The following is a 26,963-nucleotide window of genomic DNA, read 5'->3' on the forward strand; positions in this document are numbered from 1 at the left end:
CGGGGCTCCTGGATTGGTTGGGCGGCGTCGCTGAATCCGTCGCGCAATGTCCGGTCGAGGCCGCTGGCCCCGCGCCCTCCGATGGAGTGCCAGCGAAGGCCGGTGGATCGGACACGACACGGATGCCGTTGCGCTTTCGGGTGTCCGTGCGGAAGCAGGGTATGGCGATCCACGTACAACCCGGGTACAAGCGGCGTACAAGCTCGGCGTACCGGATCCCGACCGGCCCTAGCGTGCTTGGCCTAGGTTGCTGCTCGAACCCCAACCTTCTGATTCGTAACGTTCGAGGCGGCGACGTGTCTCCTCGGCGGCGGGGTCGCCCACGTCCTCGTAGATCCGCACGGCCTGACGCCAGGCGGCGGAGGCGGCGGCCCGGTCGCCCATCCCGTCCCGGGTGTCTCCGAGCCGGATGAGAGTTTCCGCCTCGTGATACCGGTCGACGGAATCGCGAAAGAGTTGGATCGCCTGCTCGTAGCAGTTGGCCGCGCGGTCGCGATCACCGAGGCGGTCGTAGGCGAAGCCGAGGCTGTCCAGCGTGGCGGCCTGGCCGTTGCGGTCGTCGCTCCGTCGTTGCTGGGCGAGTGCCTCGGTGCAGCTCTCGATGGCCTGCACGTAGTCGCCGGTGGCGGCCAGCAGCCAACCGATCGCGTTGAGCGTCCGGGCTTCCCCCGAGCGGTTGCCGACCAGCCGGTACAGCCGCAGCGCCTCGCGACCGTGGGTGAGCGCCTCGTCGAGCCGGCCGTCCAGGTAGCAGAGTTCGCAGTAATTGTGCAGCGTCTGGGCCTGACCAGTGGGATCGCCGAGGCGCTCGTGCAGCTCGAGTGCGCGCTTCAGCCGGTGCTCGGCGGTGTCGTGGTCGCCGAGTCGGGTCAGTGCGCGGGCGAGCAGCCGGTTGGCGGCGGCCTGCCCGGCGAGGTCGTCGATCTTTTCTGCCGCGGCCAGCGCGACCATCTGGGTGGCGAGCTGGTCCTGCCACAGGCCACGCGGTGCCAGGAAGGTGTTCAACGCCCAGGCGATCTGCCAGGCGTACGCTTCGAAGCCGCTCTCGGCGGCCTGCTGGACCACCCGCATCAGCACCCGGTGCTCGGCGGTGAACCACACGAGCGCGCCGTCGTGATCGGTGACCGGCCGCCTGGCGGGTACGGGCAGCGGTGGCACCGGCTCGATCGGGGGCCACTGTGGTTGGAGCAGCAGGGCGGCAGGGTAGGCGTCGTGCAGATAGTGGTCGTACAGGCGTGCTCGGGCCGCTGCGTGTTCGTCGGCGCGCTCCGGCGACTCCGCGAGCTCGGCCGCATAGACGCGCAGAAGATCATGGAAGGCGTACCGGCCGGGCGTGTGCTCAGCCAGCAGATGGAGCCGGGTCAACTCCCGCAGTCGCGGCGTGACGGCCGCGGTCGACACGCCGGCGAGCGCCGCGGCCGCGGCGGGGGTCAGGTCCGGGCCCGGATGGAGCCCCAGCAGGGCGAACAGCCGGGCCGCGTCCGGTCCCAGGGCCAGGTACGACCAGGAGAAGACGCGCCGTACGTCGCCGTCGGCCAGCGCGTCCAGCCGTGCCTCTGCCGATTGCAGTTCGGCGGCGATGGCGCCGAGCGGGAATGTGGGATGGGTGGCGACGCGCGCCGCCACTATCGACAGTGCCAGCGGGAGTCGTCCGGTGGCCTCGACGATGTCGGCCACCGCGGCCGGCTCGGAGGCGAGGCGCCCGGCGCCGAGCCGGCTGGCGAGCAGGCTCGTCGACTCTTCGGCGGTGAGCACGCTCAGGGTCAACGGCGCCGCGGACTCGGTGGCGATCAGACCGCCGAGCCGGTCGCGGCTGGTGACCACGACCATGCAGCCGCCGGCACCGGGCAGCAGAGCGCGAACCTGGGCGGCGTCGCGAGCGTTGTCGAGCACCACGAGCATCCGACGGGAGGCCAGCAGGCTGCGGTAGAGACCCGTCCGGGCCTCCAGGTCGGAGGGTATCCGGGCGTGGGGTACGCCGAGCGCCTCGAGGAAGCCGGACAGGGCGCCGGGCGGCGACACCACCCCGGCTTCGTCGTACCCGCGGAGGTTCACGTAGAGCTGGCCGTCGGGGAAGCGGTTGGCCACCCGGTGCGCCCAGTGCAGTGCCAGGGCGGTCTTGCCGACTCCGGCCATGCCGGACACCACGGCGATGACCACTGCCGTCGGCCCCTGCGCCCGGCTGTCTACGAGAGCGTCGAGGCTGGCCAGTTCGACTCCGCGGCCGACGAACCCCGGCACCGCACGCGGCAACTGTTCGGGGCGCTGGATGAGCGGCCGCAGCGGCGTGACCGATGCCGGTCCGTTCGGCCTCGGTGGCGGGTGCGCCGCCAGTCCCGGTCGGTGATGCAGGATGTCGTCGTACAACTTGGTGAGCTCCGGCACGGGATCGAGGCCGGTCTCCTCCGCCAGCACCTGCCGAGCCTGCCGGAAGGTATCCAGTGCGCCGGCCACGTCGCCGATGCGGTAGAGGCCCACCATCAGCTGCCCCCACGCCCGCTGCCGCAGCGGGTGCCGGTCGAGCAGGGCGCGCAGCCGGCGTACCACCTCGGCCGGCTCACCGAGCGCCAACAGTGCCCCGGTGTAGTCCTCCTCGGCGAGCAGCCGGCGCTCCTCCAACTGCGCCACCCGCCGGGCCAGCGCCGGACGCAGCGGCAGGTCGGACAGCGAGTCCCCACGCCACAGTCCCAGCGCCGCGGCGAGTTCGGCCTCGGCCCGGTTCGCATCCGAGGCGGCGAGAGCGTCGCGGCCCCGCGCCACCGCGGCGTCGAACAGGTCCAGATCTCGTTCGCCTGGTCCCACCCGCAGCAGGTAACCGCCGGCTGCGGCGGTCACCCCCTCCCACGACGTCCCGCCGCCCAGCGACTGCCGCACGCCGCGTACGTAGGTGCGCAGGTTCGCCGCGGCCGACGCCGGCTGATCGTCGCCCCACAGCATCGAGGTCAGCTCGTTGGCGCTGACGATCTCGTTCGGACGCAGCAGCAGGGTGGCCAAGAGGAGACGTTGTTTCACCGAGCCCAGCGGAACTGGCTGGCCATCGCGGTATACGCGGATCGGGCCGAGGAGGTCGAAACGCACAAGCACCTCAATGTGGGCGCTGTCACCGGGTGCACCGTACCCCGATGACGGGGGCGAGTTGGTGGTCCATACGTCAGTTGTGCGCGATTGTATGGGGCTCCACCGTATCGTTCCGCCGTCCACACCTCCCCGCCGGAGACCACAGTCCATGCCCCACGGGGTTCGTCGGTCCCAGTCGCGGGTCGACGCGGTCCGATGCCAACCGACGGACCTCCGCTTCGGATCGAATCGGTACTCAACCGGCTGGTCCTCCAGACAGGTGGCACGCAGCTCACGCCCGTGGTTCACAACTCCGATGAGCACGGGGTTGGTCTACTGGCCACGAAATCAGCGCGAGGTCGGCTCGCCTCACTGGCATGCTCTCCCTCGTGCTCAGGCAGTTGGATGATGGCATCGAGCTCACGGCCGAACCGGGCCGAGGGTCCGTACGCCTGCGTTGTCCCCACAGACCTTGGGATGACCTGGTGCTCGACCTTCTCTGTGAGCTGGACGACGCCGGCGTCAACGCTGCGACCTTGGTCCGGACGCTCGCCGGTGACGGGATCGTGACATGGACGGATTCGCTGGCCGAGTCGTTCTACGGCTGGAACGGCGTGCGTAGCTGGCAGTCACTCGAGCATGACCTCCGCATCGACGCGACGCACGATGGACGCGGCCATGTCAGTCTCCGTTTCGTCATCCGAGGTCCCCGGGGCTACGAACCGGGAGCGTGGGAGGCATCCGTCGTAGTGACCCTCGACAGCGGCGAGGACATGCGACGCCTCGTCGCCGAACTCACCGAGTTGGTCTCGTAGAGGTGCCGGCAGAGCCGGGGCGCCGTGCGCTCGTCGACATCACTCCGATCCGGGAGCAGCGTGACGACCTCGCCGAACGCGAAGGATGGCATCATCACCCTCGTGCAGCACGGACTCTACGACCTGAGCAGGGCGGAGGCCCGCGCGTCGGTGAAGGTCTTCCGACGGGTGCCTCTTCGGGAGCGTCAAGAGGTGATCCGGCGCTCCAGGCGCGGCCAGGGGCACCCGGATCCGGCTGTGGCTGCTGCGGCGGAACGATGGTCCCGAGCCGTGCTGCGCCGGACGTGGTGGAACCGCCTTCCGGGCTGGGCCCAGCCCGCCGCTTGTGTGAGCCTCATGATCTTCGGCTCGTGGGCTGGTGCGGGCGTGATTGTCGTCCCCGGCGGTGCCGCCGCACTCGCCCTGGGTCTACTGGAGTGGAACAACAGGCGCGTCGCGCACTGCATCCTCGAAGCAGGTACCAGGACGGCTCAGGACCAAGAGCCAGAAGCGTGACCGACCGGAGGCCATCGCACCCACCGCAGGTGCGGCGGCCACCTGCTCGGTTGACGTTCGTGTCCGGGGTAGGACTTAGGCTTCGGGCGTGATGGTCGGGCGGGCCAGTGGATGCTCGACCACCACAAGCACATCGTCGACATCTACCGACTCCCCGGCACCATCCATCAATCGACGATACGACTGAGCCAGCAACCAGGCAGTGCGATTTGCGGATGGTTCGAGGGCGGGGCGCGAGGGTCAGCGTCGTAGCCTGAGCGGGTCGACGTGATGGACCGGAACTGTCAGCCGTCGCCGATCTCGGTTTACGCCGACGTCTGCCCGGTGTGGAGATGCAGGCGCCGGGTGGCTGAGCCAGCGGAGACCCGGCCGGGATCATGGAGACATGAGTCAGTACTTTCAGGTGGGCGACCTCGTACTGTGGAACCCTTCCAATCGGGTGGCCGAGTTGTTTGTCCGTACCAGCGAGGCGGTCGCTGTACTGGTTGGCGTGCCGACCGGGATCGGCCCTGTGCGCGCCGACGACTATGAGATCGATCTTGATGTGTTCGTCGGCTTCGTGGATGCACTGGTCGCGCAGTACATGTCGTCAAGCCATGCGATCCTCAGATCCTTGCTCGAAGGCTTCATCGCCACCGCGCTCGTTCTGGTTGACCGCGCCGGCCGCGACGCGCCCTCGCTCCGGGCCGATGCCACGCTGGACCCGAGGGACGTCTCCGTAGGCCCTGAGGGAATCCGCCCGCTGGGCGACTCTCAGCGCTTGCAGAACCTGGCCGGCGAGCACGCCAAGGCCATGCCCCATTGACCACGTCGCATCGCCATGCCGTGCCACCGGCCCCGTGTCGGGTGCGATGGCGTTGGTTGCCGGCGCACAGATGCTGCTCGACGAGTAGTAGGCCCGACAGTCAGGGGTGGCGTCCAGCGCACCTGTGGTGGCGATGAGGACTGCGGCATCAGCGGCGACGAGCGGTACGTCGCGGTCCTGATGCACCGCGCCGACGGCTTGGAGTATCGCCCCGGCAACGCCTGAGGCGCCACGAGTAGCGAGTTGCCGACGCGACCGCCACCCATGCCGGTCGTCGTCACTCGCCGTCGTCAGTCGAACAGCCGGTCGAGCGCCTCCTGTTCGAGGTCGCGCCAGCGCTGGGAGTCCTTCAGCGCCTTGGCGATCTCCTTCTCGTCGAGGTGGTGGGCGCCTTCCTCACGGATGCACGCGACGTTGAACGGCCCGCCGACCGACGGCGAGGTCTGATCCAGCGCCTCCAGCACCCGGATCACGCCCACCACGCCGTACTCGATGGTGCGCCTGGTAATCCGCAAGTGCGACAGCAGCGCGCCGGCCTGCTGGGCCATGGGCGCGCCGGAGCCGATGGCGTGGAAGCCCACGTCCTCGTAACGGCCGATGAGCCCGTTGGGGTTGATCTCGACGATCCACGGCGCGCCCTGGCTGTAGCCGGCCGCGAGCAGGTACGCCGACACCCCGCCGCCGTCGTCCTCGCCGGGCACGTCCGGGATGTAGTTCTCGTAGTGCTTCTTGAAGACGGGCAGGACGCGCTCCTGCAACTCGCCGCCGATGTCGGGTGCTTCGAGGATGGCGGTGGCCGAGTCCTGAAGGAGGGGGCGCAGGTCGTTGAGTACTCCCCGCGCGCCGCTGCCGCCCCAGGCGGCGCAGGAGCCCAGCGGGTGCAGCTTCCGGGCGGGAAAGCTCAGACCGCGGTCGCTGTCGGTGATCTGGGAGTCCGCGCCGATCACCACCCCGTCGCTGCAGACAACGGCGAGTACGACGGTCATGGGGTCCTCCTGGATGGGGGTACGGGGTAGGGCGCGAGGTACCCGGCATCCCGCCCGCCTACACCCCGACTGGTGTCGGCCCGTCCGTTGCCCGCGGTTGGCGATCCGGAACGTTGCTCCGTATGGTTGGGAGCGAGGTTCCGTTTCTACGTACGGCGGAGCCGGCACCTTTCGGAAGAGGAGAGTGAAGTCATGGGTCTCCCCGTCACCATCGCGCAGACGCTCGATGACATCGTCGGCGGCGGCGCTTCCGTCGTGTCGGTCGCGCCGGTGAACCTGGACGCGCCGGGTCGAGCCGTGCCCCTGGAGGTGCGCGTGTCCGCTCCGGCGACCGGTTCCCGTCTGCCGATCGTGTTGTTCTCGCACGGCAATGGTTGGTCGTTGGACGGCTACGCGCCTCTGACCAGCTTCTGGGCGTCGCGCGGCTTCGTCGTCATCCAGCCCACCCATCTGGACTCCCGCCGTATCGGCATCACCGTCGACGACCCCCGTTTCCCGGACATCTGGCTCCAGCGCATCGCGGACCTGAAGCGCATCCTCGACCAACTCGACACCATCGAAGGAGCCCTGCCGGGTCTCGCCGGCCGGATGGACCGTCGCAGCGTCGCCGCCGCCGGGCACTCCTGGGGCGGTCACACCGTTCAGGCGATCCTCGGCGCACGCGTCATCGAGGCGGACGGGCGACTGGGCGAGGACCTTTCCGACAAGCGCGTGAAGGCCGGCATCCTCCTTGCGACGACCGGCGCGGGTGGCGACGAACTGCACCCCTTCGCGAAGGAGAGGTTTCCCTTCATGAATCCGTCCTTCGCCGAACTCACCACCCCGACGCTTGTCGTCGCCGGTGACCAGGATCAGTCCCGCATGTCCAGCCGCGGACCCGACTGGTTCACCGATGCGTACACGCTCAGCCCTGGGGCGACCGATCTGCTCACCCTGTTCGGCGCGGGGCACTCCCTCGGCGGCATACCGGGCTACGAGGTCGCCGAGACCACCGACGAGAGCCCCGAGCGGGTAGCCGTCCTGCAACGGCTGACCACCGCCTACCTGCGTAGCGCGCTCTCCTCGACCAAGGACACCTGGACTGCTGCCCGGTCCGTGTTCAACACGAGCACCAACCCGATCGGACGCATCGACAGCAAGTGAGCCTAGCTAGTGGACGCGGAGCCCGGCGACGAGGAGGTCGACCAGCCGGCGCGCATCGTAACGGGGATCGTTGCCAGCGCCGATGCAGAGATTGCCGACGCCGCGCAGCAGCGCGTAGGCGTCCATGTCGGGGCGGATCTCGTCGTGGGCGGCGGCGGCGTCGAGAAGCTGGTCGCAGACCGGGACGAGCCGGTCGAGGAAGTAGGTGTGCAGGGTCTGGAAGGCGGCCTCGTCGGACTGTAGCGCTGCGGCGAGACCGTGCTTGGTGACCAGGAAGTCGACAAACAGGTCGATCCACTGTGCCAGGGCGGCGTGCGGCGTGTCGCTCTCGGCCAGTAGGGCCGGTCCCGCCTCGGCGCACGCCTCGATCTGGTGCCGGTAGACGGCGACGATGAGGTCGGCCCGGGTGGGGAAGTGGCGGTAGATCGTGCCGACGCCGACGCCCGCCCTGACGGCGATCTCCCGCACGGGCACGTCCACGCCGGCGGTGACGAACGCCGCGGCGGCGGCGTCGAGCAGGGCCCTCTCGTTGCGCCGGGCGTCGGCCCGCTTGCGCGGGACCGAGCCACTGTCGATGTCGGCCACGCCGCGTTACCTCCGTCACTCCGCTTGGCATCCGGAACGCTGTTCCGTATGTTGGTTATCGGAACATCGCTCCGCTTGGTCAGCATACTTACCGGGCGGGCCACCACCAAACCGTCTACCGCCGGACGTCGGTAAGGAGAACAGTCATGCAGTACCGCACGTTGGGTCGCACTGGTGTGCAGGTCAGCACCCTCGTCCTCGGCGCGATGAACTTCGGCAGGATCGGCGACACCACCCAGGACGAAGCCACGGCCATCGTCGACGCAGCCCTCGAGGCGGGGATCAACCTCATCGACACCGCCGACGCATACAGCGGCGGCCAGTCCGAGGAGATGGTCGGCAAGGCGATCGCCGGCCGCCGGGACGACGTCGTCCTGGCCACCAAGGCGACCCTGCCGATGGGCGACGGGCGCAACCAGCGGGGCGGTTCGCGCCGCTGGCTGGTCACCGCGCTGGAGAACAGCCTGCGCCGCCTCGGCGTCGACCACGTCGACCTCTACCAGATGCACCGGTGGGATCCGGCGACCAGCGACGACGAGACGCTGTCGGCTCTGACGGACCTGCAGCGTACGGGCAAGATCCGCTACTTCGGCTCCTCGACCTTCCCGGCCTACCGCATCGTGCAGGCGCAGTGGGCCGCCCGCGAGGGACGGCTGAGCCGTTACGTGACCGAGCAGCCGAACTACTCGATCCTGCAGCGGGGCGTCGAGACCCACGTGCTGCCCGCGACGCAGGAGTACGGCATGGGCGTGCTCGCCTGGAGCCCGCTGGCGTCGGGCTGGCTGTCCGGGGCGATCCGTGCCGGCCAGGAAATCAGCACGAACCGCGCAGGTTTCATGCCCCAACGCTACGACGTCGGTATCCCGGCCAACCGCGCCAAGCTCGACGCCGTCGAGCAACTCGCCACAGTCGCCGACCAGGCCGGCCTCAGCATGATCCAGCTCGCGCTCGGCTTCGTCACCGCGCATCCGGGCGTGACCAGCGCGATCATCGGCCCCCGCACGATGGACCACCTTCGCTCGCAGCTCGCCGCCGCGGACACGGTGCTCCCGGCCGACGTGCTGGACGCGATCGACGCGATCGTGGCTCCCGGCGTCGACCTCGCCGCCCACGAGAAGAACGACACCCCGCCCGCTCTGCTCGATCCGGCGCTGCGCCGCCGCTGAGCACTCGGCACGTCAGTCAGCAGGCGGCAGACAGCCGTACGCGCCGCTGCCCGTTGCCGAGCTGAGCGTCTACCTGCTCAGCTCGGCAACGCGGATGGCCGCCTCGCAGAAAACAAGTGGTGGCAGGTATGCGTGAGCGGCCACGTAGTGGGTCAGTAGCTGAGGCGCGGCGTACACGACGCCGTGGCCCCGCACCTGGAACTCAGCGCTTCCGCGAGGGATCAAGCCCTGCTGAATGGCTTCTCTGGCCGCGTCACCCATGTCCCGGAGGCAGAGTTCGCAGTGGTGGTGGCCGCGTGTCTGGCGGACGCGCACCTTCGCCAGTTTCGTCAGCGCAGGAATCAACTCATCAGGGGGAGCGCCAGTCTGGAACGGATGCGAGCAGTCCAGCCAGCCGACATTGAGCAGGGGTAGGCTCGGCCACGGCTCGTCGGGTCGCCACCTCCCGCTTGTGTCGTATGGCTCCCAGTACGTGTATGGCGTCAGGTCGGCGAAGAAGGCCACGAGCCATGCCTACCAGGCGTCTGTCCCGAGTGCCGGCCCGGTCGCCGTACAACGCAGGTACCGCAATACCTCTGACCGCTGGACCCTCGACCCGGCCGCTTCGCTCCGGCTCCGGGTCGGCATGAATCAGTCGCGGTCCCAGTCGGTCGAAGCGCTGAGCGCCGCCGGGACTTTGTCGGCCAACTCTCGTGGCCCCTCGATAAGCCAGGCGCGTACGCAGCAGCCGCAGCCGACCTGCGAGACCGAGGTGAATTCCTCCCGGAATCTCGCGATCCAATCTTCGGCCTCAGCAACCTCACGTTCGTCATCGACCCGAGCCACCATGCTGAACCGAGACATGGCGGCAGCGTATCGGCGGTCGGTGTGCTGTGCCAGCCGCAGTGGGGCCAGATGTCGCGGCTGCGGTAGGGGCCTACTGCGCCGGCGAAACGCCCGGCTGGAGCGCCAGGGGTGGATCTCCGTCGTCCGGGTTCGTCGACGGCAGTGTGACGGCCGGGTCGGCAACCCCAACGTTCTTGTTACCTGGCTGCGGTGCCGGCTGGAACGCGGCGCCGGTCACGTCGGCGGCCAGCTCGGTGAAGTCGGTGCCGTACGCGGCCGGTTCGACGATCCGCAGCACCAGGGCGAACGGACGGTCGGCGCCGAACTGGCGGTACAGCTCGGGGTGGTGCCGGGCCAGGTAGCGGGCGCCGGCGAGGTTGCTGCCGGCGGTCAGGCCGCCGAGAAAGAACACCGGGCGTCCGCCGGTTGGTGCCCAGAACCGGGCGAGCAGGACGTAGCTGGCCTCCGCACTGTGGAGGTACTCGGTGCCGCCGACCGTGAACGACAGCCGGCGCTTCTCCTCGTCGAAGACCTCGTACGTCACACCGCGCAGGATCGCGCGTACGTGCGTGGCGCTGCGGGGGCTGGCGCCGCCGGGGCCGCCGACGCAGAACTCGGTGAGCCGGCCGATCTCGCCGGCCGGCTGGTTCTCGCCGACCCGGTCGGCGTGCGCGCCACATTCCCGGGCGATGGTCGCCAGTTCCACGAGCGCGGCGACGTCGCGGCGGTGGACGCTGAACTCGCGCGGCGAGGACGCGTGCCGGGACACCACAAGCAGGCAGCTCGCTCCGGGGGACAGGCCGAAGAAGGCGCGGGCCCGGCCCAGCCGGCGTCGCCGCAGCAGGAAACCCGTGAGCCAGACGGCCGTGCCGGCGATGACGCTTGCCAGCAGATTGATCAGCAGGTCGCCCATGTGAGGATGATGTCCGATTCCGTCTCGGGTCAGCGGCGGGGTAGTACGCCCAGCAGGGTCGCGGTCAGGGCCAGCGTCAAGGAGTCCTTCAGCGCCATGTGGAAGCGGGCCAGGGTTGGTTCGGCCCGGTAGGCCGCTTCCAGGCTGGCCGGGGGAGTGCTGTACGCCGACAGTGCGCCGGCCGTGACCATCGTCTGCAGGCTGAACAGCTCGGCGTTGTCGCCCAGCTCCGGTAGGTGCCTCTGCACCAGGTCGGCCATGGTGGCCAGGCGGTTGAGGGCGGCCCGCTTGTGGCGTATCGCGACCTCGACGGAGACGTTGTGTTCCAGGACGCTGCCCTGTGCGCCGAACAGGTCGCACAGCACCACCCGGGCGGCGAGTGACCGGCTGATGATCTCGGCTGTCGCTGCCGCGCGCTCGGCCATGGGCAGCTTCTCGTCGATGCCGTCGGCCAACTCGGCGGTCAGTTCTGCCAGCCACTCCGCCAGGAACTGATCCAGCAGTTCCAGCAGCACCGCCTCGCGCGACTCGAAGTAGCGCAGCACGTTCGGCTTCGCCAGACCTACCCGGCGGCTGAGTTCGTTGAGCGTGACCGCGGCCACCGGCATCTCGTCGAGCATCGCCGACGCGGCGTCGAGGATGGCCAGTCGCCGGATCTCCCGCTGCTCCTCGGTGCGCGCCCGCTGGAAAGTCACGGTCGCCATCCTAGCTTAGGTACCGTCGGTACGTTGACAACGTACCGAAAGTACTTTAGCGTCGTGCATACAAGATACCTCCGGTACGTAAAGGGAGACTGGCATGGGTGAGAAGTGGACGACGGCGAACATCCCGGACCAGCGCGGGCGGGTGGCCGTGGTGACCGGGGCCAACACCGGCCTGGGGTACGAGACCGCAAAGGCGCTCGCCGAGCGCGGGGCGTCCGTGGTGCTCGCCGTCCGTAACGTCGAGAAGGGTGAGCGGGCGGCGGCCCGGATGGCCGGCGACGTGACCGTGCAGGAGCTGGACCTGACCTCGCTGGACTCCGTCCAGACCGCAGCGGCGGCGTTGCGGTCCCGGCTCGGCCGGCTCGATCTGCTGATCAACAATGCCGGCGTGATGTACACCCCGAAGCAGACCACCCGGGACGGCTTCGAGATGCAGTTCGGCACCAACCACCTCGGCCACTTCGCGCTCACCGGACTGCTGCTGGACCTGATGCTGCCGGTGCCCGGCTCGCGGGTGGTGACGGTCAGCAGTGCTGGCCACCGCATCCGGGCCGCGATCCACTTCGACGATCTGCACTGGGAGCGGTCGTACCGCCGGGTCGCCGCCTACGGTCAGTCCAAGCTGGCGAACCTGATGTTCACCTACGAGTTGCAGCGCCGGCTCGCCCCGCACGGCACCACGGTCGCGGTGGCCGCGCACCCCGGGTTGTCCAGCACCGAACTCGCCCGGAACACTCCCGTGGCCCTCCAGATTCCGCTGACCTGGCTCGCGCCGCTGATCGCCCAGACACCGGCCATGGGCGCGCTGCCGACCCTGCGCGCCGCCACCGATCCCGCCGTGCTCGGCGGCCAGTACTACGGTCCCGGGGGGCGCCACGAGGTCACGGGCCACCCTCGCCTGGTCACCTCCAGCCCCGAGTCGTACGAGGTGGCCGTCCAGCAGCGGCTGTGGGCCGTCTCCGAAGACCTCACCGGAGTGACGTTCCCCGTCGTCGAGCCCAGGCAGCACGTCTCTCCCGCCGACCCGGCCGTCGACTACCGCTCCTGACCTGCCTCGGCGATGAGCCGTGACGACGTGGCGGCATCGATGGCGAACTCGCTGGCCTGGGACAGGGCATCCTGGAGCTGCGCGAGCCGCTCGGGCTCCTCGACGAGCTGAATGCTGCCGTCGAAGCCGTACACGAAGGCGAGGCTTCCGTGGTCGCCGATCGTCATGACGGCGAAGGACGGTGCGGCGACGAATCGGGCGGCGGCGGTGCGGGGGATGATGCGGACCGATGGTGTCGCCGCCAGCCGCCGTAGTTGGGTGGCCTGCACCGAGGCGCCGCCGACCTGGCGGTGCAGCACCGCCTCCTGGATCAGGAAGGTCGTCCGGACGTGTCTGGTGCGACGGGTCAACCATTCCTGACGCTGGATGACGGAGGTGGCCACGTCGTCCGTCACGACCTGGTCGCCGAGTCGGACAGGTGCGAGCGCGGCGGCGTACTCGCGGGTCTGCAGGAGGTCGGGAATCCACGTGGCGGCGTAGACGTCGATGGTGGTCGCGGATCGTTCGAAGTGGGCGACCTGCTCGAACACCGTACGGACCGACGACGGCATGTGGAAGATCCGCCGGTCGTGGCGGGAGCGTGCGATGAGCGCGAGTCGCCGTAGTTCGTCGAGCTGCGCCCGGTCGTCGACGCGGTAGAGGGCGAGCAGCGCACGCATGTCGTAGACACTGACTCCGAAGGCGCCGCTCTCGATGCGGATGACCTTGGACACCGACCAATCCATCTCATTGGCCACCTGATCCTGGGTGAGCAGGCGTCGCTCGCGCAGCCGGCGGAGGCGGGTGCGGATCAGCCAACGTGCCACCGCGGGCGTTGGTTCCTCCTGATCCAGGGCGTGGTCAGGGTGGTGGCGATCGGGCATCATGGAAGACATGGTCGACCGTTCCGGCAACCGACGCACTCGGCGCTTTGACGTGCCGGCGTTGGCGGGTGCCGTGGCGATCGTGGCTGGCACGGCGACCGTCGGATTCGCCACCGCCGACGAGCAGCTGTCGGTTGCCCAGATCTGCTGGCTGGTGGCCGGCGCGGCGCTCGGGACGGTTGGTATGGTGCGCCTGGACAACCCGGGCGCAGTAAAAAAATCGCCCAAGGTTGCTAGCTGGCAGATTGCGGTATGGCTGTTTGCGGTATGGCGACACCTACGCGAACGGGCCGTCCTGAGTGAAGGCGTACTCGGCGAAACGGGTACCGATCCGCTGGTGGGCCTCGGGGCTCGGGTGCAGGCCGTCCGGTAGCGGAAGGTCGGCGGGGCCGTACAGGGTGGTGCCGTCGAGGTAGTGCAGGTTCTTGTCGGCGGCGCGGCGGTCGGCCAGTGAGCGCAGCTCACGCCGGATGACCTGAAGCGTCAAGCGTCCGAGCGCGATGTCCCCGGGCGTTCCGGTGGCGACGAAACGCACCTGGTCGGTGCCGACCGAGTCGGGGTCGATCGCGCCCGGCCCTGGGGTGTCCTCGTGGATGCCGCAGAACAACGGCGAGATCAGCAGCAGCGGAACGTCCGGATGGCCGTCGCGGATGGTGTCGAGGAAGCCGTGTACGGCGGGGACGAAGGTGCGTAGCCGCATCCCGTCGAGGTTCACCACGTTGATGCCGAGCTTGACGCTTATGTAGTCGGCGGGGGCGTCACGGATCACGCGGGCCAGGAACGGGTCGACGAACGCACTGCCGCCAAGGCCGAGGTTGCGCAGCTCGACGCCGGCCCGGCGGGCGGCGACGGCCGGCCAGGTTTCGCTGGGTGCGAGGGCGTTCGAGCCGTGACTGATGGAGCTGCCATGGTGCACCCACAGCGGCAGGGTGGCGTCGTCCGGCTCGATCGGGGCGTCGGCCCGCAGGTCGACCAGTTCGACGCTCTCGTTGTGCGGCAGCCAGACCTCGATCCGGTGCCGGCCGGCGGGCAGCCCGGAGACGCTCGTCGTGTGCGCCGGTCCGGGGTGGAAGACGCTCTGGCCGCTGGCGAGGTCGACCTCCACCCGGTCGCCGCCGCTGAGCGGGTCACGGAGGGCGAGTACGCCGTCGACGTAGACGTCGACGCGGCCACGCGGTCGGTCGGCGCCCAGATAGGCGATCCGGGTCGGGTGGGTCACCAGGTCGAGTGTGCTCGCCGCCGTCTGGAAGACGAGGCGTACGCCGGACGGCTGGCTCTCCATCGCGAGTAGCTGACCGTCCGGGAACTGCTCCCGTACCCAGGCCGGCAGCCGGTGCGGCCGGATGCCGCGCGGGGTGACCTCGGTCTCGGCGGCGCCACGGAGAAGGTCGGACGGGACGGGCATCAGTGGTTCCCTTCGGTGGGCCAGGAGCGGAATGCGGTGTCGAGCGCGCTCAGCGCTCGCTGCCAGGAGACGTCCGAGGACGGCTCGCGGTGCCCGAAGCTGCCGTTGACCTCAAGCGCCAGGAAGCCGTTGATGGTGGCGCCGAGCAGCCGGGTGGCGTGGACGAGTTCGGCCTCCGGCAGCTGGTAGCCGCGGAGCATCGCCAGGGTGAGCGCGACCAGTCGGCCGGCCGCCTCCGAGCGTACGGTCGATGCCGCCGCCGGACGTTGCAGGGCGGCCCACCGGCCGGGGCACTGGCGCGCGTAGTCGCGGTGCGCGTCGGCGAGGGCGGTGAGGGCGTCGCGCTGGGCCCGGCCACCGATGGCCATGCCGACCCGGTCGGCCAGCTCACCGAGGGCCAGTTCGTGGACGCGGTCGAGCAGTGCGGACCGGTCGCGGACGTGCGAGTAGAGACTCGCGGTCTGCACCCCGAAGTGGCGGGCCAGCGCCGACAGGGTGATCGCCTCGAATCCCTCCCGGTCAGCCAGCTCCGCCGCTGCGGCGGTGACGACCGCCGGAGTCAGGTTCGCGCGTGCCATACCTGCCACCCTACACCCTGTAGCCGAAAACCTAACAGTATTAGGTTTGGGTGGGTGGCACGACGTGCCCGGTACGGTCGGCCGGGTGACGATCCGTGCCGTACTGGACACCGACCTGGACTGCCTGGGGGAACTGGCGGGGTCGCGGGACCGCGCCGAGGTGCGGCTCCAGGCCGCCCGGCGCGACGAGGAGGTGATGCTCGTCGCCGTGGCCGCCGACCGCGTGGTGGGGGCGGTGAGCGTCCGGTGGCGGGACGGCTGCGACCCGCCACACCCGTGGCTTTACGGGTTGGCGGTGGTCGCGTCGGCCCGTCGCCGTGGCATCGGGAGGGCGCTCGTCGAAGCCGGCGAAGCGGCGGGCGCGGCGCGGGGAGCCGACGCGATGAGTCTCGACGTGGACGTCGACGACGAGGCCGCCGCCGCGTTCTACGCGAGGTTGGGCTACGTCGTCGTTCGACCGCACCGGCACCGCTGGCGCGCGATCGACCCGGCTACGGGCGAGGTGACCGGGGAGGGCACGGCGTCGACCTGGATCATGCGTCGTCGGCTCCGGGGAATCGGCTGACAGCTCCCGACGGTTCGGCACCGGGCCGGTCCGGTTCTAGCGCTGCCAGGTGTCGAGGGCGTCGACCGCAGCCCGAACGAAGTCGTCCACCAGCGCAGGGTCGCCGCTGGTGCCTTCCCACCCCTCGTCGTGCAGCAGGGTCACCGCGTCGGCCACCCGTACCACGGCGATCTGCGTGGTCGTCTCCTCGCCCTCGACGAGATCGCCCGGCAGGTTCCGCGCCTGCCGCACCTGGACGACGAGCAGTCCCTCGTCGCCGGCGTCGGGCAACGTCTCGGTGCGGACCTTCACGGTGTCGCCGTTGTCGATGGTGAAGGACGCGCAGTCGGCGAGGGTCGCGCGGAGCCGCCGGAGATAGTCCGCCGCGCCGTCGCCCGAGAAGGTGAAGATCGTCTGCGCGATCGTGCCGTACGGGACGTTGGAGGGCGGGTCGCCGGGCTGCCGGTAGCCGGTCATCATCGCGGCGCTGGCGGTGACCGACCGGCCGCCGGTGCCGAACCCGTCATCGCACAACTCGGGTACGGCGTCGGCGACGGGCATCGTGCGCGGCGGAAGCTTCCGCAGCTCCGCTGGCAGTTCGAGGAACGCCGACTTCGGGATGACCACTGTCGCATCGGCCGTGGGGGTGGCCGTGGCCGGGTCGGTCGCGGCGCTCGATGCCGACGGTGGCGGGGCGGAGGTCGAGTCGGACCTGCTGGTGGCGTCGGTGCCTGCACAGCCGGCGGCGACCGCGAGGGCGCCGAGCAACGGCAGCACCAGCGCCGCGACCCGGCGTGTCCGCCGTGCCTCCTGCTTCATGTCCTGGCTCATCGGCGTCGCCCCTGTATGTCGGATCAAAGCTCTCCTGCCCACCAAAGGGTCTCCTGCCCACGGGTGAACCCGGCGAAACTGCCGGCCGGCGTGTCCGACCGACCGTCACCGAGGCGTCTCACGACTGGTGGGACGCTGCCCCTGACCGCACGCCGGGCGCCCGCGGTCGGTGAGACGTCCCGGCCGTTCAGTACGTGAATCCAGGGTTTCCAATTCGTCACGCAATTTGACCGCACGTTGCGATTAAGTGCCTGGTGGGTTAGCGATAACACTGGCACCGCTTGTGACCTCTGCCATGTTGACAATCGTCGTTCGAGTGCAGATTCACGTGCCGCCACATCCGCTGTGTCCCGGGTGACCTCGCCATTCATGAACCTTCCGTGGGAGCGCTCCCGGGTCGTGTCATCCCGATCAAGGAGATCGCGTTCGGAATGGTATTGGCGACGACATTTACCGGTAACCCCGGGACGTGGTGGAGTCGCTACGTTCAGCACCGGCCGGCGGGAAGCCGGAACACGATCTGGGAGAGGGAGCATGCGCAGAAAATTGATCCGGCGATTGCTCGCCGGAGTCACAGTGGGGGTGGTGCTGGCGCCGCTCGCCCCGTCGTCCGTGTCCGCGTCCCCGACCGGGGACGTGCAGTGGACGCCGTGCGAGCAGGACGCGGGCGCCCTGTGCGGCACCCTGGAGGTACCGGTCGACTGGGCCGATCCAGACGGTCCCACAATCGAATTGGCGCTGGCCAAGCGGCCGGCGACGGACCCGGCGGTGCGCCGCGGGTCGCTGCTGGTGAATCCGGGTGGCCCGGGCGGCTCCGGCGTCGACTCGGCGTTGTGGGCCACCTACGGCGACGAACTGCGTCGCCATTTCGACATCGTCGGATTCGATCCACGCGGGGTGGCCCGCAGTTCACCGATCATGTGTACGCTTGACAAGATCAACCAATTGCCGGTCGAGCCGATAAAAACGTCAAGCGCATTCGCCCGGATGGTCTCCGCGAGCCGGGCGCTGGCCGACGACTGCCGGGCCAACAGCGGGCCGGTATTCGATCACGTGGACACGCTTCAGGTCATCCAGGACATCGACGCGATTCGGGCGGCCGTCGGTGACGCCAAGTTGAATTTCTTGGGCATGTCATACGGCACGTTGATGGCCCAGCAGTACGCGGATATGTATCCGAGTCGGGTGGGCGCCATCGTGGCCGACAGCGTGATGGACCACAGCCAGGACGCGCGCGGTTTCGCCGTCACCCAGGCGGCCACCGGGCAGGATTCGTTCAACGAGTTCGTGGCGGGCTGCTCCCGGTTGCCGCAGTGCGCCCTGTACGGCCGCAACATCCGTCAGTTCTGGCAGCGGCTGCTCGATCGCGCCGCCCGGGGTGAGCTACCGGACCCGGACGATCACAGCTACAAGATCACCCAGCGGGATCTGGTCAACTTCGTGTTGGGCAATCTCAACTACCAGCCGTACTGGCTGGAGATCGCCGCCGAGCTGGAGCGGGTCGACGCGGGACGGCCGTGGGGGACGTCGGCGGCGGTGACGCGGGAGGTTGCCGACGAGCCGCCGACCGTGGTGCCCTTCGCCTATCAGGCGGTGCTCTGCCAGGACTGGAACCTGAAGGCCCGGGACGTCACCCAGTGGCGCTCCATTCTCGCCGACGCCCAGCGCGCCGCACCCGACCTGCCGGACCCGCCCCGGGCGTCGGTCGGGGCCATCTGCCTGGGCTGGCCGACCCCGGTGGACAACCCGCAGCGGCGGATCGACCCGACGAACGAGTCGAAGCTGCTGCTGGTCAACTCGCTGCACGATCCGGCGACGGGCTACAACTGGGCGCTCGGTGCCGCCGACCAGTTCGGTGACCACGCCGAACTGCTCACCTACGAGGGCTGGGGGCACATCGTCTACGGCCGCGTGAGCTGCGCGGACGAGGCCATCGAGGGGTACCTGATCGACCGGGTCGTGCCGGCGGAGGGCACGCGTTGCGCCGCCGCACCGCCGCCGGGCACGACGTCCGCCCGTGGCCGGGCGTCGAGCCAGGAGTCCGGCCCCGCCGCGCCGCCGCCGGTGCCGCTGCGCGGTGCTCCGCCGCTGCCGACCTGGCTGTTCTGAGCTGTCGGGTCTTGGGGTGGCCGGTTCGCCGAGGCGAGCCGGCCACCCCGGTGCCGGTCGGCACCCGAACCCCGGAAGGCGTCAGGGTAGTTCGTGAATGGTGACCGGGCCGGCGGTGTAGCGGACCGGGGCGAGCCGGGCCAGTTCGTCGGCGACCGGTCCGGCGTTGGCGTCGGCGAGCAGCCAACGCACCCCGTGGGCGTCGCGGAGCCGTGCCAGGTCGGCGGGGGTGGGGTCGGTGAAGACCCGTTCGTTGAGCGCGAACAGCGCCGGGTCGGGTGCGGGTTGTCGGGGGTAGGCGTGTCCGTCGCGGCCGTGTGCCGCGACGGTGTCGTCGGCGTACCCCCAACTCTCGACAAGCGCGCGGCGGCCGCCCAGGCCGGTGACCCAGAAGGCGCGGGCGTCGCAATTCGGCGTGGTGCGTACGGGCCGGCAGTGCACGTTCGTGGCGACCAGGTCGTCGGGATCGGTGTGCTCGTGCAGCCAGAGCGCGGCCCGCATCTCCGGCTCGGTCACCCTGAGTTGGTTGACGGCTGCGGGCGAATCCCCGCGGGCGAGCAGCTGCCGGCCCATGGTGTCCACGCCGGTGGCGAGGCTGGCGCCGAGCAGTGCCGCGACGGCTGCGGCGAGCGCCGACCGGCCGAACTGGGTGGTCCAGGCCGGCCGGCCAAGCCGGCGGGCCAGAGCGGCGCGGCGGGCGGTGAGGGCGGTGCGGGGCCGGTTGAGGAGCAGCGCCTCCACCGCGACGGCGAGCAGCGCGGCCGCGACGATCAGGGCGGCGTACCGGACGGCCGACCAGCCGATCACCACAATCCAGTCGTCGGCGTGGGCTGCGCGTACCGACTCGACCGCACGTTGCGCCTGGGTCAGCAGCGGCGGTGAATCGAGCGGCGGGGCCAGAAGCTGGGCGACGAGGCCGAGGAGACCGGCCGTGACGAGCACCGGCCACCGCACCCGGATCCGGGCGAGTAGCCAGCCGGCGAGCAGAGCACCGAACGGGATGACGGGTAGCCAGAAGTAGACCTGGCTGGCGGAGGGATGGAAGGTCAGCCAGGTCACGGTGAGTCCGGCGGCGACGGCACCGCTGAACAACCAGGCGGCCGGGTCGCGTCGAGTCGGTGTGACCAGCAGCAACCCGCCCGCCAGCCGGGCTGTCTGCTGCAGCAGCCACGAGCCGAACAGGGCTGCCGCGAGCAGCCAAGCGGCACTTCCGTCGGCCCCGGACAGGCCCGGCGGCAGCAGGCCGCCCAACTGGGCGCCGTCCTCCGCGCCGTAGGTCTGCTGGTAGGGCGCCATGAAACGGATCAGGCCGAACGGCTGGGTCCGCAGGATGCCCGCGCCACCGCCGGCGAACAGCCGGTAGCCGACGGCCATGGCGGCGACAAGCGTGGCCAGCACGGCGAGCACCCGCCACGGAGGCCGGCGGTGACGGATCCAGGCGGCCAGCGCGGCGAGGCCGAGTCCGGCGATCAGCGGTGGCAGGGCACTGGACTTCGCACCCGCGCAGGCGAGACCGAGCGCCGGTACCAGCACCCACGCCGGGCCCAGAGCCCGCCCGCGCAGCACCTGGACGCAGACGGCGGCGAGCAGCATCAGCAGCGGCAGTACGTACGTCTGGGAGAGGCTGGCGTACGACAGGGCGCGGGATCCGGGCATCGCCAGCGGAGAGCCGAGGGTGGCCGGGGCGCCGAGGTACCCGACGGCGGCGACCAGCGGCCCGATCCACCAGCGTCCGGCCAGCTCGCGGGCCAGCGCGGCGACGACCAGCGCGGCGACCCAGGCGACCGGCACCACCCACAGGTACAGCAGCACCGTGGCCGGTGACACACCAGTGATCATGCTGGCACTGGCGAGGTGCGCGTCGGACAGGTAGTGGTAGCGCAGCGGCTCCCCGGCCAGGTGCGGCAGTTGGAAGGGCATGTCCCGGGTGAGTTCGTGCACCAGCCCGAGGTGGTAGAGCAGATCCTGGTAGTAGGCGTAGTCGGCCGGGGGCGGCGGCAACGTCCGCCAGTTGGCGTACCCCCACACGGCGATCAGCAGCAGCACGCCGCAGATCGCCCAGTGCCAGGCCAGCGGCAGCCGCCGGCCGGGTCCGGTGCGCCAGTGCCGCCGCAACCGGGGTACGGCCAGGAAGATCACGACCACCGGCAGCGGCCACCAGCGCAGCAGGTGCTGACCTCCGCTTGCGGCGGCGAGCGCCCAGACGGCCAGTTCGAGCAGCAGGCCGGTGGCCGCGCCGTAGCCGAGATCCTCGGGCAGGTTGCCCCGGCTGCCGCGCAACGCCCGGTGCACAAGTGTCCCGGGCAGCACCACCGCCACCGCCCAGTACGCCCCGAACGCCCCGACGTCGGCCATCGGGATGCCGCCGTCCCACCACCCGATCGGCAGCACGGCGAGCACGACCAACCAGGGCAGCAGCGTGGCGGACCGGCGCAGCACCTCCCGGTGGGCCGGGCGTCGGGTCGGTGCACCGGGATCGCTGCCGTTCGCCGGTGCCGCCGTGGCGGGCGCGGTTGCCAGACCCGCCCCCGCCGGTCCACGCTGAGTCGGTACCGCCGTCGGTACGGCGGACCGTGGCGGGGTGGCGGCGGGCAGCGGTGACTCAGCCACGGACGGCAGCGACCGGGCGTGCATTGGCCGCCTGGTGCTCGGCCCCGGCGGACCGGTCGTCGTCGGTGTCCGACCCGACGTGGAAGGTCGGCCGGTTCTGTACTGCGGCGTAGATCCGGCCGACGTACTCGCCGAGCAGGCCCAGGCAGACCAACTGCACCCCGCCGAGCAGCAGCACCGCGACGAACAGGGACGTCCAGCCGGGGATGGTCACCCCACGCAGGTGCCCGACGACGCCGAAGGCCATCAGCACCAGGCAGGCCAGGAAGCTACCCGCGCCCAGCCAGGTGGCCAGCCGCAACGGCGCGGCGGAGAAGTTCGCGACGCTGTCCCAGGCCAACGCGATCATCCGGGGCAGCGGGTACTTCGTCTCTCCGGCGTGCCGGGCCTCGCGTACGTAGCGGACCTCGGCGCTGGGGAAACCGAGGGCGGGGATCAACAACCGGTAGACCGGGTTGCGTTCGGGCAGCCGGCGCAGCGTCTGCACCACCTCCCGGCTGACCATCCGGAAGTCACCGGCCTGGGCCGGCACCTCCGCGCCGACGATCCGCCGCATCAGCCGGTAGTAGACCCGCGCGGTGTGCCGCTTGAATAACGTGTCGGTGCTGCGGTCGGCGCGTACCCCGTACACCACGGCGGCGCCGGCCCGCGCCAACCGCAACATCTCGGCGATCGTCTCCGGTGGATCCTGAAGATCCGCGTCGAGGCTGACCACCCACCGCCCGCGCGCCCGGTGCAGGCCGGCGGTGAGTGCCGCCTGGTGGCCGCTGTTGCGCCGCAACCGGACGATGCGCAGCTGCGGCCAGTCCCGCGCCTGCGCGGTGAGCAGCGCCACCGTCGCGTCCCGGCTGCCGTCGTCGACGGCCACCACCTCGTAGTCGACGTGCAGGTCGTCGAGCACCGGCCGGAGCCGGGCGACGAGGCCGCCGATCACGGCCTCCTCGTTGTACATCGGCACGACCACGGACAGGGTCGTCTCTCCGGTCACGTCGGATCGCATTGTCTGCCGGCCCCGTCCCACGCAGAGTCCACTTTTGGAAGCGCCCGCACAAAGCAAGCAAGCGGTCACCCTGCCCCGAGAAGTTGACTCCCGCCCGGCGCTGGCGTTAACGGCCGGCGAATCCCGCCTGCCGTGCGGATGGTCCGGGGTGATGCCGGGCGGGACCCGGGGGCGGCCCGGCCGCCCCGTGGCGCACACCGGCGGCGTGCGCCACGGACTGCTCGGCCGGTTTCCGGCGGTCGGCTCAGGCCGGTACCGGTGCGGCGCCGAGCGCGCGGCCGGCCTCCCGGGCGGCCTGCAGAGCCTCGGCGTGCATCTGCGCGGCCTGGTCGGTGAACGAGTCGAGGGCGGGGTTGACGCCGACGAGGGTGAACTCCCGTTCGACGACGGTGAGGTCGGCGCCCCAGCAGTCGGCGATGATGCGGCGCAGGTACGGGGTGGCGTGGTCCCAGCCCTCCCGTGGGGTGCCACCCCCGTACGCCCCGCCCCGGACCGTGACCAGCACGACCCGCTTGCCCGCCAGGAACGGCTTGCCGAATGCGCGCTGGTCGGTGCTGACCAGGTCGACGTAGGTCTTGACGTGCTGTGAGACGCCGTAGTTGTACAGCGGCACGGCGAACAGGACGGCGTCGGCGGCGAGCAACTCGTCCACCAGGGTCGCGGCGAGGGCGACGGCCGCACGTTGCTCGGCGGTGTGCTCCTCGGGTGCGGTCGTCTGGGCGGTGACCGCCGCCGCCCAGGCCGTCGACGGCAGGGCGTCGACGCCGATGTGGCGACGCTCGATCGGGTCTCCGGTGTGCGCGGCGAGCCACTCCTCTTCGACGATGTCGGCGATCTCGCGGCTCGCCGACCCGTGGGTACGGATGCTGGCGTCCAGTCGGAACAGGGTCACGACAACTCCAAGGTGGTTTTGTTCAAGCTTGAATCCGACGGTAGCCCGTCAAAGTTCAAGCTTGAAGTAAATGCGAGCTGGCTCACCTCCCGCCGTTGTCGACGACCTGCCCGACATCGCCTTCCGCGGCCGGCAGCTAGGCTGGGCGGATGCCGGAGGAACCCCGGTGGTTGACCGAGTGCGAGCGCGAGGCCTGGCTCGCCCTGGCCAGCCTCATATTCAAGCTGCCCGGCGCGCTCGATGCGCAACTGCTACGCGACCACAACCTCACGCTGTTCGACTACTTCGTGCTGAGCGGCCTGTCCATGGCACCCGGGCGCAGCCTGCGGCTCAGTACCCTGGCAGGCCAGATCAACAGCTCGCTGTCCCGGCTGTCGAACGTCGTCAAGCGTCTTGAACAGCGGGGTCTGCTGCGTCGTGAGCCCGACCCGGAGAACCCCCGCTACAACCGGGCGGTGCTGACCGAGGCCGGGTGGGATCTCGTGGTCGCCGCGGCGCCGGGGCATGTCGCGGCGGTGCGCCGGTTCGTCATCGACGGGCTCACCGAGGAACAGGTCACCGCGTTGCGGGAGGTCTCCTGTCGGGTGACGCAGCAGGTCGACGAGGCGGCGCAGCCGCCGCAGTAGGGTCGGTGCCGGACCGGGCGTTTCCGCCGCCCATGGCGTCGAGTTCGGCGGTGGACAGGTTCGGCAGGGCCTCGCGCACCGCCAGCTCGTGCATGGCGGTGGTCACCGACGGGGCGCCCCGCCGCGCCCGCAGGTCCAGCCACTCGGCGCGCTCGCGGTCGTTGAGCCGCTCACCAGGGGTCAGTGGCGTCGTGGGCGGTCATGGTGTCCTGGCGGCCGGGCTCCTCGCGGAGGATCGCGGCGTGCAGCCAGGTCTCCGGAATGGCGAAGCCGTCCACCAACGTCCGCATCTGCGGACGTAGCTCCTTGAGCAGACCGTTCACCACGCCGGTGATCGCCTTCGAGCGGGCCGGCGTGAGTCGGCCGTGCTCCAGCAGCCACCCCTTGTGGGACTCGATGACGCTGAGGGCGTACAGGTCGCAGACCCGGGAGAGCAGCGCCCGGACCCCCGGGTCCGCGGTGTCCTCGATGCCGGCGACGAACGCCTCCAGGGTGATCCGGTCGACGTGTGCGGCGGCGGCGGTGAGGACGTGGTCCTGGACATCGTTGAAGATGTCGAAGGGACGGTCCCGCTTGCTCGACGCGCCGCTGCGCAGACGGCGGATCGCCCCTTCCAGCAGGTGCTTCTCCCGGTCGTCGAAGATCTTGAGCTGCCAGCCCCGGTCGGTGACGGCGACCTCCTCGTCGCGGCCGGGCACGGCGCTGATCAGTTGCTGGATCAGCGACCGGGCGGCGCTGCGTTCGAGCACCATCTCCCGGACCTGCTCGGCGACGAAGGAGGCACGTCCCCAGCCGTCCAGCGAGCCGAACTCGTCCCGGTACCCGGTCAGCAGCCCCTTGGCGACCAGTTGCAGCAGGACCGTGTTGTCACCCTCGAACGTGGTGAAGACGTCGGTGTCGGCGCGCAGGCCCGGCAGCCGGTTCTCGGCCAGGTAGCCGGCGCCGCCGCACGCCTCGCGACACAACTGGATGGTCCGCGCGGCGTGCCAGGTCTGCGCGGCCTTGAGCCCGGCGGCGCGGGACTCCAACTCCCGCTGCCGGCGCTCGTCGACCGGGCCGTCGCCGCCCTGTACGTCGTGCAGGACGGCGACCAGCTCGGCCTGGGCGAAGTGCAGCGCGTAGGTGGTGGCCAGGGCGGGCAGCAACTTGCGCTGGTGGGCCAGGTAGTCGTTGAGCAGCACCTCCCGCTCGGCGTCGGGGGTGCTGAACTGGCGGCGGATGTCGCCGTACCGGACCGCGATGGTCAACGCCGACTTGGTGGCCGCCGACGCGGCGCCACCCACGCTGATCCGGCCCCGGACCAGGGTGCCCAGCATGGTGAAGAAGCGCCGGGAGTCGTTCTCGATCGGGCTGGAGTACGTGCCGTCCTCGGCGACCTGGCCGTAGCGGTCCAGCAGCATGTCCCGGGGCACCGTGACGTGGTCGAAGCTGAGTCGGCCGTTGTCCACGCCGAGCAGGCCGGCCTTGGGCCCGGCGTCGCCGATGGTCACGCCGGGCAGCGGGTTGCCCTGCTCGTCGCGGATCGGCACCAGCCAGGCGTGTACGCCGTGCCCCTGCCCATTACTGACCAACTGCGCGAAGACCACCGCCATCCGCCCGTCTCGGGCGGCGTTGCCGATGTAGTCCTTTCGGGCCGCCTCGTGCGGGGTGTGCAGGTCGAAGGTCTGCGTCCCGGAATCGTACGTGCAGGTGGTGCGCAGCTGCTGGACGTCGGAACCGTGCCCCGTCTCGGTCATCGCGAAGCAGCCCAGGATCCGGCCGGAGATGATGTCCCGAAGGTAGGCGTCGTGATGGCGTCGGGTGCCCAGGGCCGCGACCGCACCGCCGAACAGGCCCCACTGCACGCCGGCCTTGACCATCAGCGAGAGGTCCACCTGGGCCAGCATCTCGGTGGCGATGATCGAGCCGCCGACGTCCGATCCGCCGCCGTACTGGGTGGGAAAGGCCGACGCGATCCCCAGCTTGACGGGCAGTTCGCCGAGCAGCCGGGTGATCCGCTCCCGGGCCTGGTCGCCGGTCTCGCCGTACACCGGGAGGAAGCGTTCGTCGAGGTGCCTGCGGTGCGCGTTGCGGACCTCGGCCCACGGTCCGTCGAGCACTTCCTGGAGGCGGGTGAGGTCGACGGGGCCGGGTGCTGGACTGGGCATGGCTACCTCGCAGGACGCTGGTTGGGTACAGCTCGTACCCAGCCAAGGTTACCGAGCCGCTACAGTGATCCGGTGAGCAATGCGGCGGTGAAACGGGACACCATCGCCGCCCGCCGTGCCGGTGGCATCCCGCAGGAGCGGGCCCGGCGACGGCAGGCGATCGTCGAGGCCGCAGTCCGCGTCATCGAGGAACACGGCACCGACACCGGGCTGGGCACGGTGGCCGACCGGGCCGGGCTGCCCAGACCGCACGTCTACCGCCATTTCTCCAGCAAGGACGACCTCGATCAGGCCGTCGCGCGGCATGCCGCCCGCCAGGTGAGCGCCTGGATCCGCCCGTCGCTGTCCGCCCCGGGCACCCCGCCTCAGGTGGTGCACGGCATCATCGGCCGGGTGCTGAGCTGGGCGGTTGCCCACCCCAACCTCTACCGGTTCCGGGCTCGCCTCGGCACCGCGCACGCCGTTCCCGAGATCACCGAGGCGGCCGTCGCCAACCTGCGCGCCGCCGGGCACGAGGCGCACCTGCCCGCGTACGTGGTGGCCAGCGTCGTCGGCATGGTCGACGCCGGCATCATCTGGTGGTTCGACCACCGCGACGAGGTCGAGCCGGACCAGCTCAACGACTGGCTCGCCGCCCAGGTGTGGCGGGTCGTCGCCGAGGCGGTCCGCTGACCACCGTCGGCGTATGACCACAGGGTGCCGACCGGGCACCCGCCGAACCGGTCATCACCCGGCCAGGGGATCGGCCCTGCCATTGTCCGGCTCGGTGGTCACCCATTCCTCCCGGCGATCCCCGGCCCGAGGACCCTCGGTAAT

General features: G+C 70.5%; 25 protein-coding genes. 10 read left to right on the forward strand and 15 right to left on the reverse strand.

Annotation, left to right across the window (positions count from 1 at the left end; genetic code table 11):
• Window positions 1-228: 228 nt before the first annotated feature.
• Entirely contained in the window at window positions 229-3,012 is a 2,784-nt protein-coding gene (locus KBX00_RS06365; protein ID WP_374225257.1) for a BTAD domain-containing putative transcriptional regulator, read from the reverse strand.
• A 422-nt stretch (window positions 3,013-3,434) separates the two neighbouring features.
• On the opposite strand from KBX00_RS06365, the gene KBX00_RS06370 reads away from it, so the two are divergent.
• From KBX00_RS06370 to KBX00_RS06380, 3 genes are all read left to right on the forward strand, one after another.
• Entirely contained in the window at window positions 3,435-3,872 is a 438-nt protein-coding gene (locus KBX00_RS06370) for a DUF6228 family protein (protein ID WP_210824232.1), read from the forward strand.
• Between the two features lie 60 nt (window positions 3,873-3,932).
• The gene (locus KBX00_RS06375) at window positions 3,933-4,367 is read left to right on the forward strand and encodes a hypothetical protein (RefSeq protein ID WP_210824233.1); all 435 of its coding nucleotides are present in this window, start codon (window positions 3,933-3,935) and stop codon (window positions 4,365-4,367) included.
• A 385-nt stretch (window positions 4,368-4,752) separates the two neighbouring features.
• Window positions 4,753-5,172 (forward strand): DUF6086 family protein, encoded by a 420-nt coding sequence (locus tag KBX00_RS06380; protein WP_210824234.1) that lies wholly within the window; start codon window positions 4,753-4,755, stop codon window positions 5,170-5,172.
• A 290-nt stretch (window positions 5,173-5,462) separates the two neighbouring features.
• Here the strand turns inward: KBX00_RS06380 and KBX00_RS06385 are convergent, their stop codons facing one another.
• Window positions 5,463-6,158, reverse strand: a complete 696-nt coding sequence (locus KBX00_RS06385) for a proteasome protein (RefSeq protein WP_210824235.1) — start codon at window positions 6,156-6,158, stop codon at window positions 5,463-5,465.
• A gap of 192 nt (window positions 6,159-6,350) precedes the next feature.
• Between KBX00_RS06385 and KBX00_RS06390 the strand changes: the two genes are divergently transcribed.
• A complete protein-coding gene (locus KBX00_RS06390; RefSeq protein WP_210824236.1) occupies window positions 6,351-7,301 on the forward strand; it encodes an alpha/beta fold hydrolase in 951 nt (316 codons plus the stop codon).
• Between the two features lie 6 nt (window positions 7,302-7,307).
• On the opposite strand, the gene KBX00_RS06395 is transcribed toward KBX00_RS06390, so the two are convergent.
• Window positions 7,308-7,886 carry a TetR/AcrR family transcriptional regulator gene (locus tag KBX00_RS06395; RefSeq protein WP_210824237.1) on the reverse strand — a complete coding sequence of 193 codons (579 nt, stop codon included), beginning with the start codon at window positions 7,884-7,886 and terminating at the stop codon, window positions 7,308-7,310.
• Window positions 7,887-8,032: 146 nt separating this feature from the next.
• On the opposite strand from KBX00_RS06395, the gene KBX00_RS06400 reads away from it, so the two are divergent.
• Window positions 8,033-9,052 (forward strand): aldo/keto reductase, encoded by a 1,020-nt coding sequence (locus KBX00_RS06400; protein ID WP_210824238.1) that lies wholly within the window; start codon window positions 8,033-8,035, stop codon window positions 9,050-9,052.
• 69 nt (window positions 9,053-9,121) lie between these two features.
• Here the strand turns inward: KBX00_RS06400 and KBX00_RS06405 are convergent, their stop codons facing one another.
• From KBX00_RS06405 to KBX00_RS06420, 4 genes are all read right to left on the reverse strand, one after another.
• On the reverse strand, window positions 9,122-9,556 hold the full coding sequence (locus tag KBX00_RS06405) for a hypothetical protein (protein ID WP_210824239.1): 435 nt from the start codon (window positions 9,554-9,556) through the stop codon (window positions 9,122-9,124).
• Window positions 9,557-9,682: 126 nt separating this feature from the next.
• Window positions 9,683-9,895, reverse strand: a complete 213-nt coding sequence (locus KBX00_RS06410) for a hypothetical protein (RefSeq protein ID WP_210824241.1) — start codon at window positions 9,893-9,895, stop codon at window positions 9,683-9,685.
• A 73-nt stretch (window positions 9,896-9,968) separates the two neighbouring features.
• Entirely contained in the window at window positions 9,969-10,790 is an 822-nt protein-coding gene (locus KBX00_RS06415) for a hypothetical protein (RefSeq protein WP_301547466.1), read from the reverse strand.
• 29 nt (window positions 10,791-10,819) lie between these two features.
• A complete protein-coding gene (locus KBX00_RS06420; protein ID WP_210824243.1) occupies window positions 10,820-11,485 on the reverse strand; it encodes a TetR family transcriptional regulator in 666 nt (221 codons plus the stop codon).
• Window positions 11,486-11,588: 103 nt separating this feature from the next.
• Here KBX00_RS06420 and KBX00_RS06425 point away from each other — a divergent pair, with 103 nt between their 5' ends.
• Window positions 11,589-12,542 (forward strand): SDR family NAD(P)-dependent oxidoreductase, encoded by a 954-nt coding sequence (locus tag KBX00_RS06425; RefSeq protein WP_210824245.1) that lies wholly within the window; start codon window positions 11,589-11,591, stop codon window positions 12,540-12,542.
• Here KBX00_RS06425 and KBX00_RS06430 read toward each other — a convergent pair.
• From KBX00_RS06430 to KBX00_RS06440, 3 genes are all read right to left on the reverse strand, one after another.
• Window positions 12,530-13,408, reverse strand: a complete 879-nt coding sequence (locus tag KBX00_RS06430) for a Scr1 family TA system antitoxin-like transcriptional regulator (RefSeq protein WP_210824247.1) — start codon at window positions 13,406-13,408, stop codon at window positions 12,530-12,532. The genes KBX00_RS06425 and KBX00_RS06430 overlap by 13 nt on opposite strands.
• Window positions 13,409-13,682: 274 nt before the next feature.
• Entirely contained in the window at window positions 13,683-14,810 is a 1,128-nt protein-coding gene (locus KBX00_RS06435) for a GDSL-type esterase/lipase family protein (protein ID WP_210824249.1), read from the reverse strand.
• Window positions 14,810-15,388, reverse strand: a complete 579-nt coding sequence (locus KBX00_RS06440; protein ID WP_210824251.1) for a TetR-like C-terminal domain-containing protein — start codon at window positions 15,386-15,388, stop codon at window positions 14,810-14,812. Before KBX00_RS06440 ends, KBX00_RS06435 begins: the two co-directional genes overlap by 1 nt.
• Window positions 15,389-15,473: 85 nt before the next feature.
• Here KBX00_RS06440 and KBX00_RS06445 point away from each other — a divergent pair, with 85 nt between their 5' ends.
• A complete protein-coding gene (locus KBX00_RS06445) occupies window positions 15,474-15,953 on the forward strand; it encodes a GNAT family N-acetyltransferase (protein ID WP_210824253.1) in 480 nt (159 codons plus the stop codon).
• 36 nt (window positions 15,954-15,989) lie between these two features.
• Here KBX00_RS06445 and KBX00_RS06450 read toward each other — a convergent pair whose 3' ends face one another.
• Window positions 15,990-16,763, reverse strand: a complete 774-nt coding sequence (locus KBX00_RS06450) for a hypothetical protein (protein ID WP_301547468.1) — start codon at window positions 16,761-16,763, stop codon at window positions 15,990-15,992.
• A gap of 534 nt (window positions 16,764-17,297) precedes the next feature.
• Between KBX00_RS06450 and KBX00_RS06455 the strand changes: the two genes are divergently transcribed.
• Complete coding sequence (locus KBX00_RS06455) at window positions 17,298-18,872, forward strand: alpha/beta hydrolase (protein ID WP_210824255.1); 1,575 nt, start codon at window positions 17,298-17,300, stop codon at window positions 18,870-18,872.
• Between the two features lie 81 nt (window positions 18,873-18,953).
• On the opposite strand, the gene KBX00_RS06460 is transcribed toward KBX00_RS06455, so the two are convergent.
• The 3 genes from KBX00_RS06460 to KBX00_RS06470 form a co-directional block, all read right to left on the reverse strand.
• Window positions 18,954-21,482, reverse strand: coding sequence for a hypothetical protein (locus tag KBX00_RS06460; RefSeq protein ID WP_210824258.1), 2,529 nt, complete (start codon window positions 21,480-21,482; stop codon window positions 18,954-18,956).
• Window positions 21,475-22,470, reverse strand: a complete 996-nt coding sequence (locus KBX00_RS06465; RefSeq protein WP_307868168.1) for a glycosyltransferase family 2 protein — start codon at window positions 22,468-22,470, stop codon at window positions 21,475-21,477. The genes KBX00_RS06460 and KBX00_RS06465 overlap by 8 nt, the downstream gene beginning before the upstream one ends.
• 256 nt (window positions 22,471-22,726) lie before the next feature.
• Window positions 22,727-23,374, reverse strand: coding sequence for an FMN-dependent NADH-azoreductase (locus tag KBX00_RS06470; protein WP_210824262.1), 648 nt, complete (start codon window positions 23,372-23,374; stop codon window positions 22,727-22,729).
• A 149-nt stretch (window positions 23,375-23,523) separates the two neighbouring features.
• Here KBX00_RS06470 and KBX00_RS06475 point away from each other — a divergent pair, with 149 nt between their 5' ends.
• The gene (locus KBX00_RS06475; RefSeq protein WP_210824264.1) at window positions 23,524-24,000 is read left to right on the forward strand and encodes a MarR family winged helix-turn-helix transcriptional regulator; all 477 of its coding nucleotides are present in this window, start codon (window positions 23,524-23,526) and stop codon (window positions 23,998-24,000) included.
• Between the two features lie 170 nt (window positions 24,001-24,170).
• Here KBX00_RS06475 and KBX00_RS06480 read toward each other — a convergent pair whose 3' ends face one another.
• Entirely contained in the window at window positions 24,171-26,147 is a 1,977-nt protein-coding gene (locus tag KBX00_RS06480) for an acyl-CoA dehydrogenase (protein WP_210824266.1), read from the reverse strand.
• A 72-nt stretch (window positions 26,148-26,219) separates the two neighbouring features.
• On the opposite strand from KBX00_RS06480, the gene KBX00_RS06485 reads away from it, so the two are divergent.
• On the forward strand, window positions 26,220-26,819 hold the full coding sequence (locus tag KBX00_RS06485) for a TetR/AcrR family transcriptional regulator (RefSeq protein WP_210824268.1): 600 nt from the start codon (window positions 26,220-26,222) through the stop codon (window positions 26,817-26,819).
• Window positions 26,820-26,963 lie beyond the last annotated feature (144 nt).

It is taken from the genome of Micromonospora sp. C95 (genome assembly GCF_018070465.1).
Taxonomy (GTDB): Bacteria; Actinomycetota; Actinomycetes; order Mycobacteriales; family Micromonosporaceae; genus Micromonospora.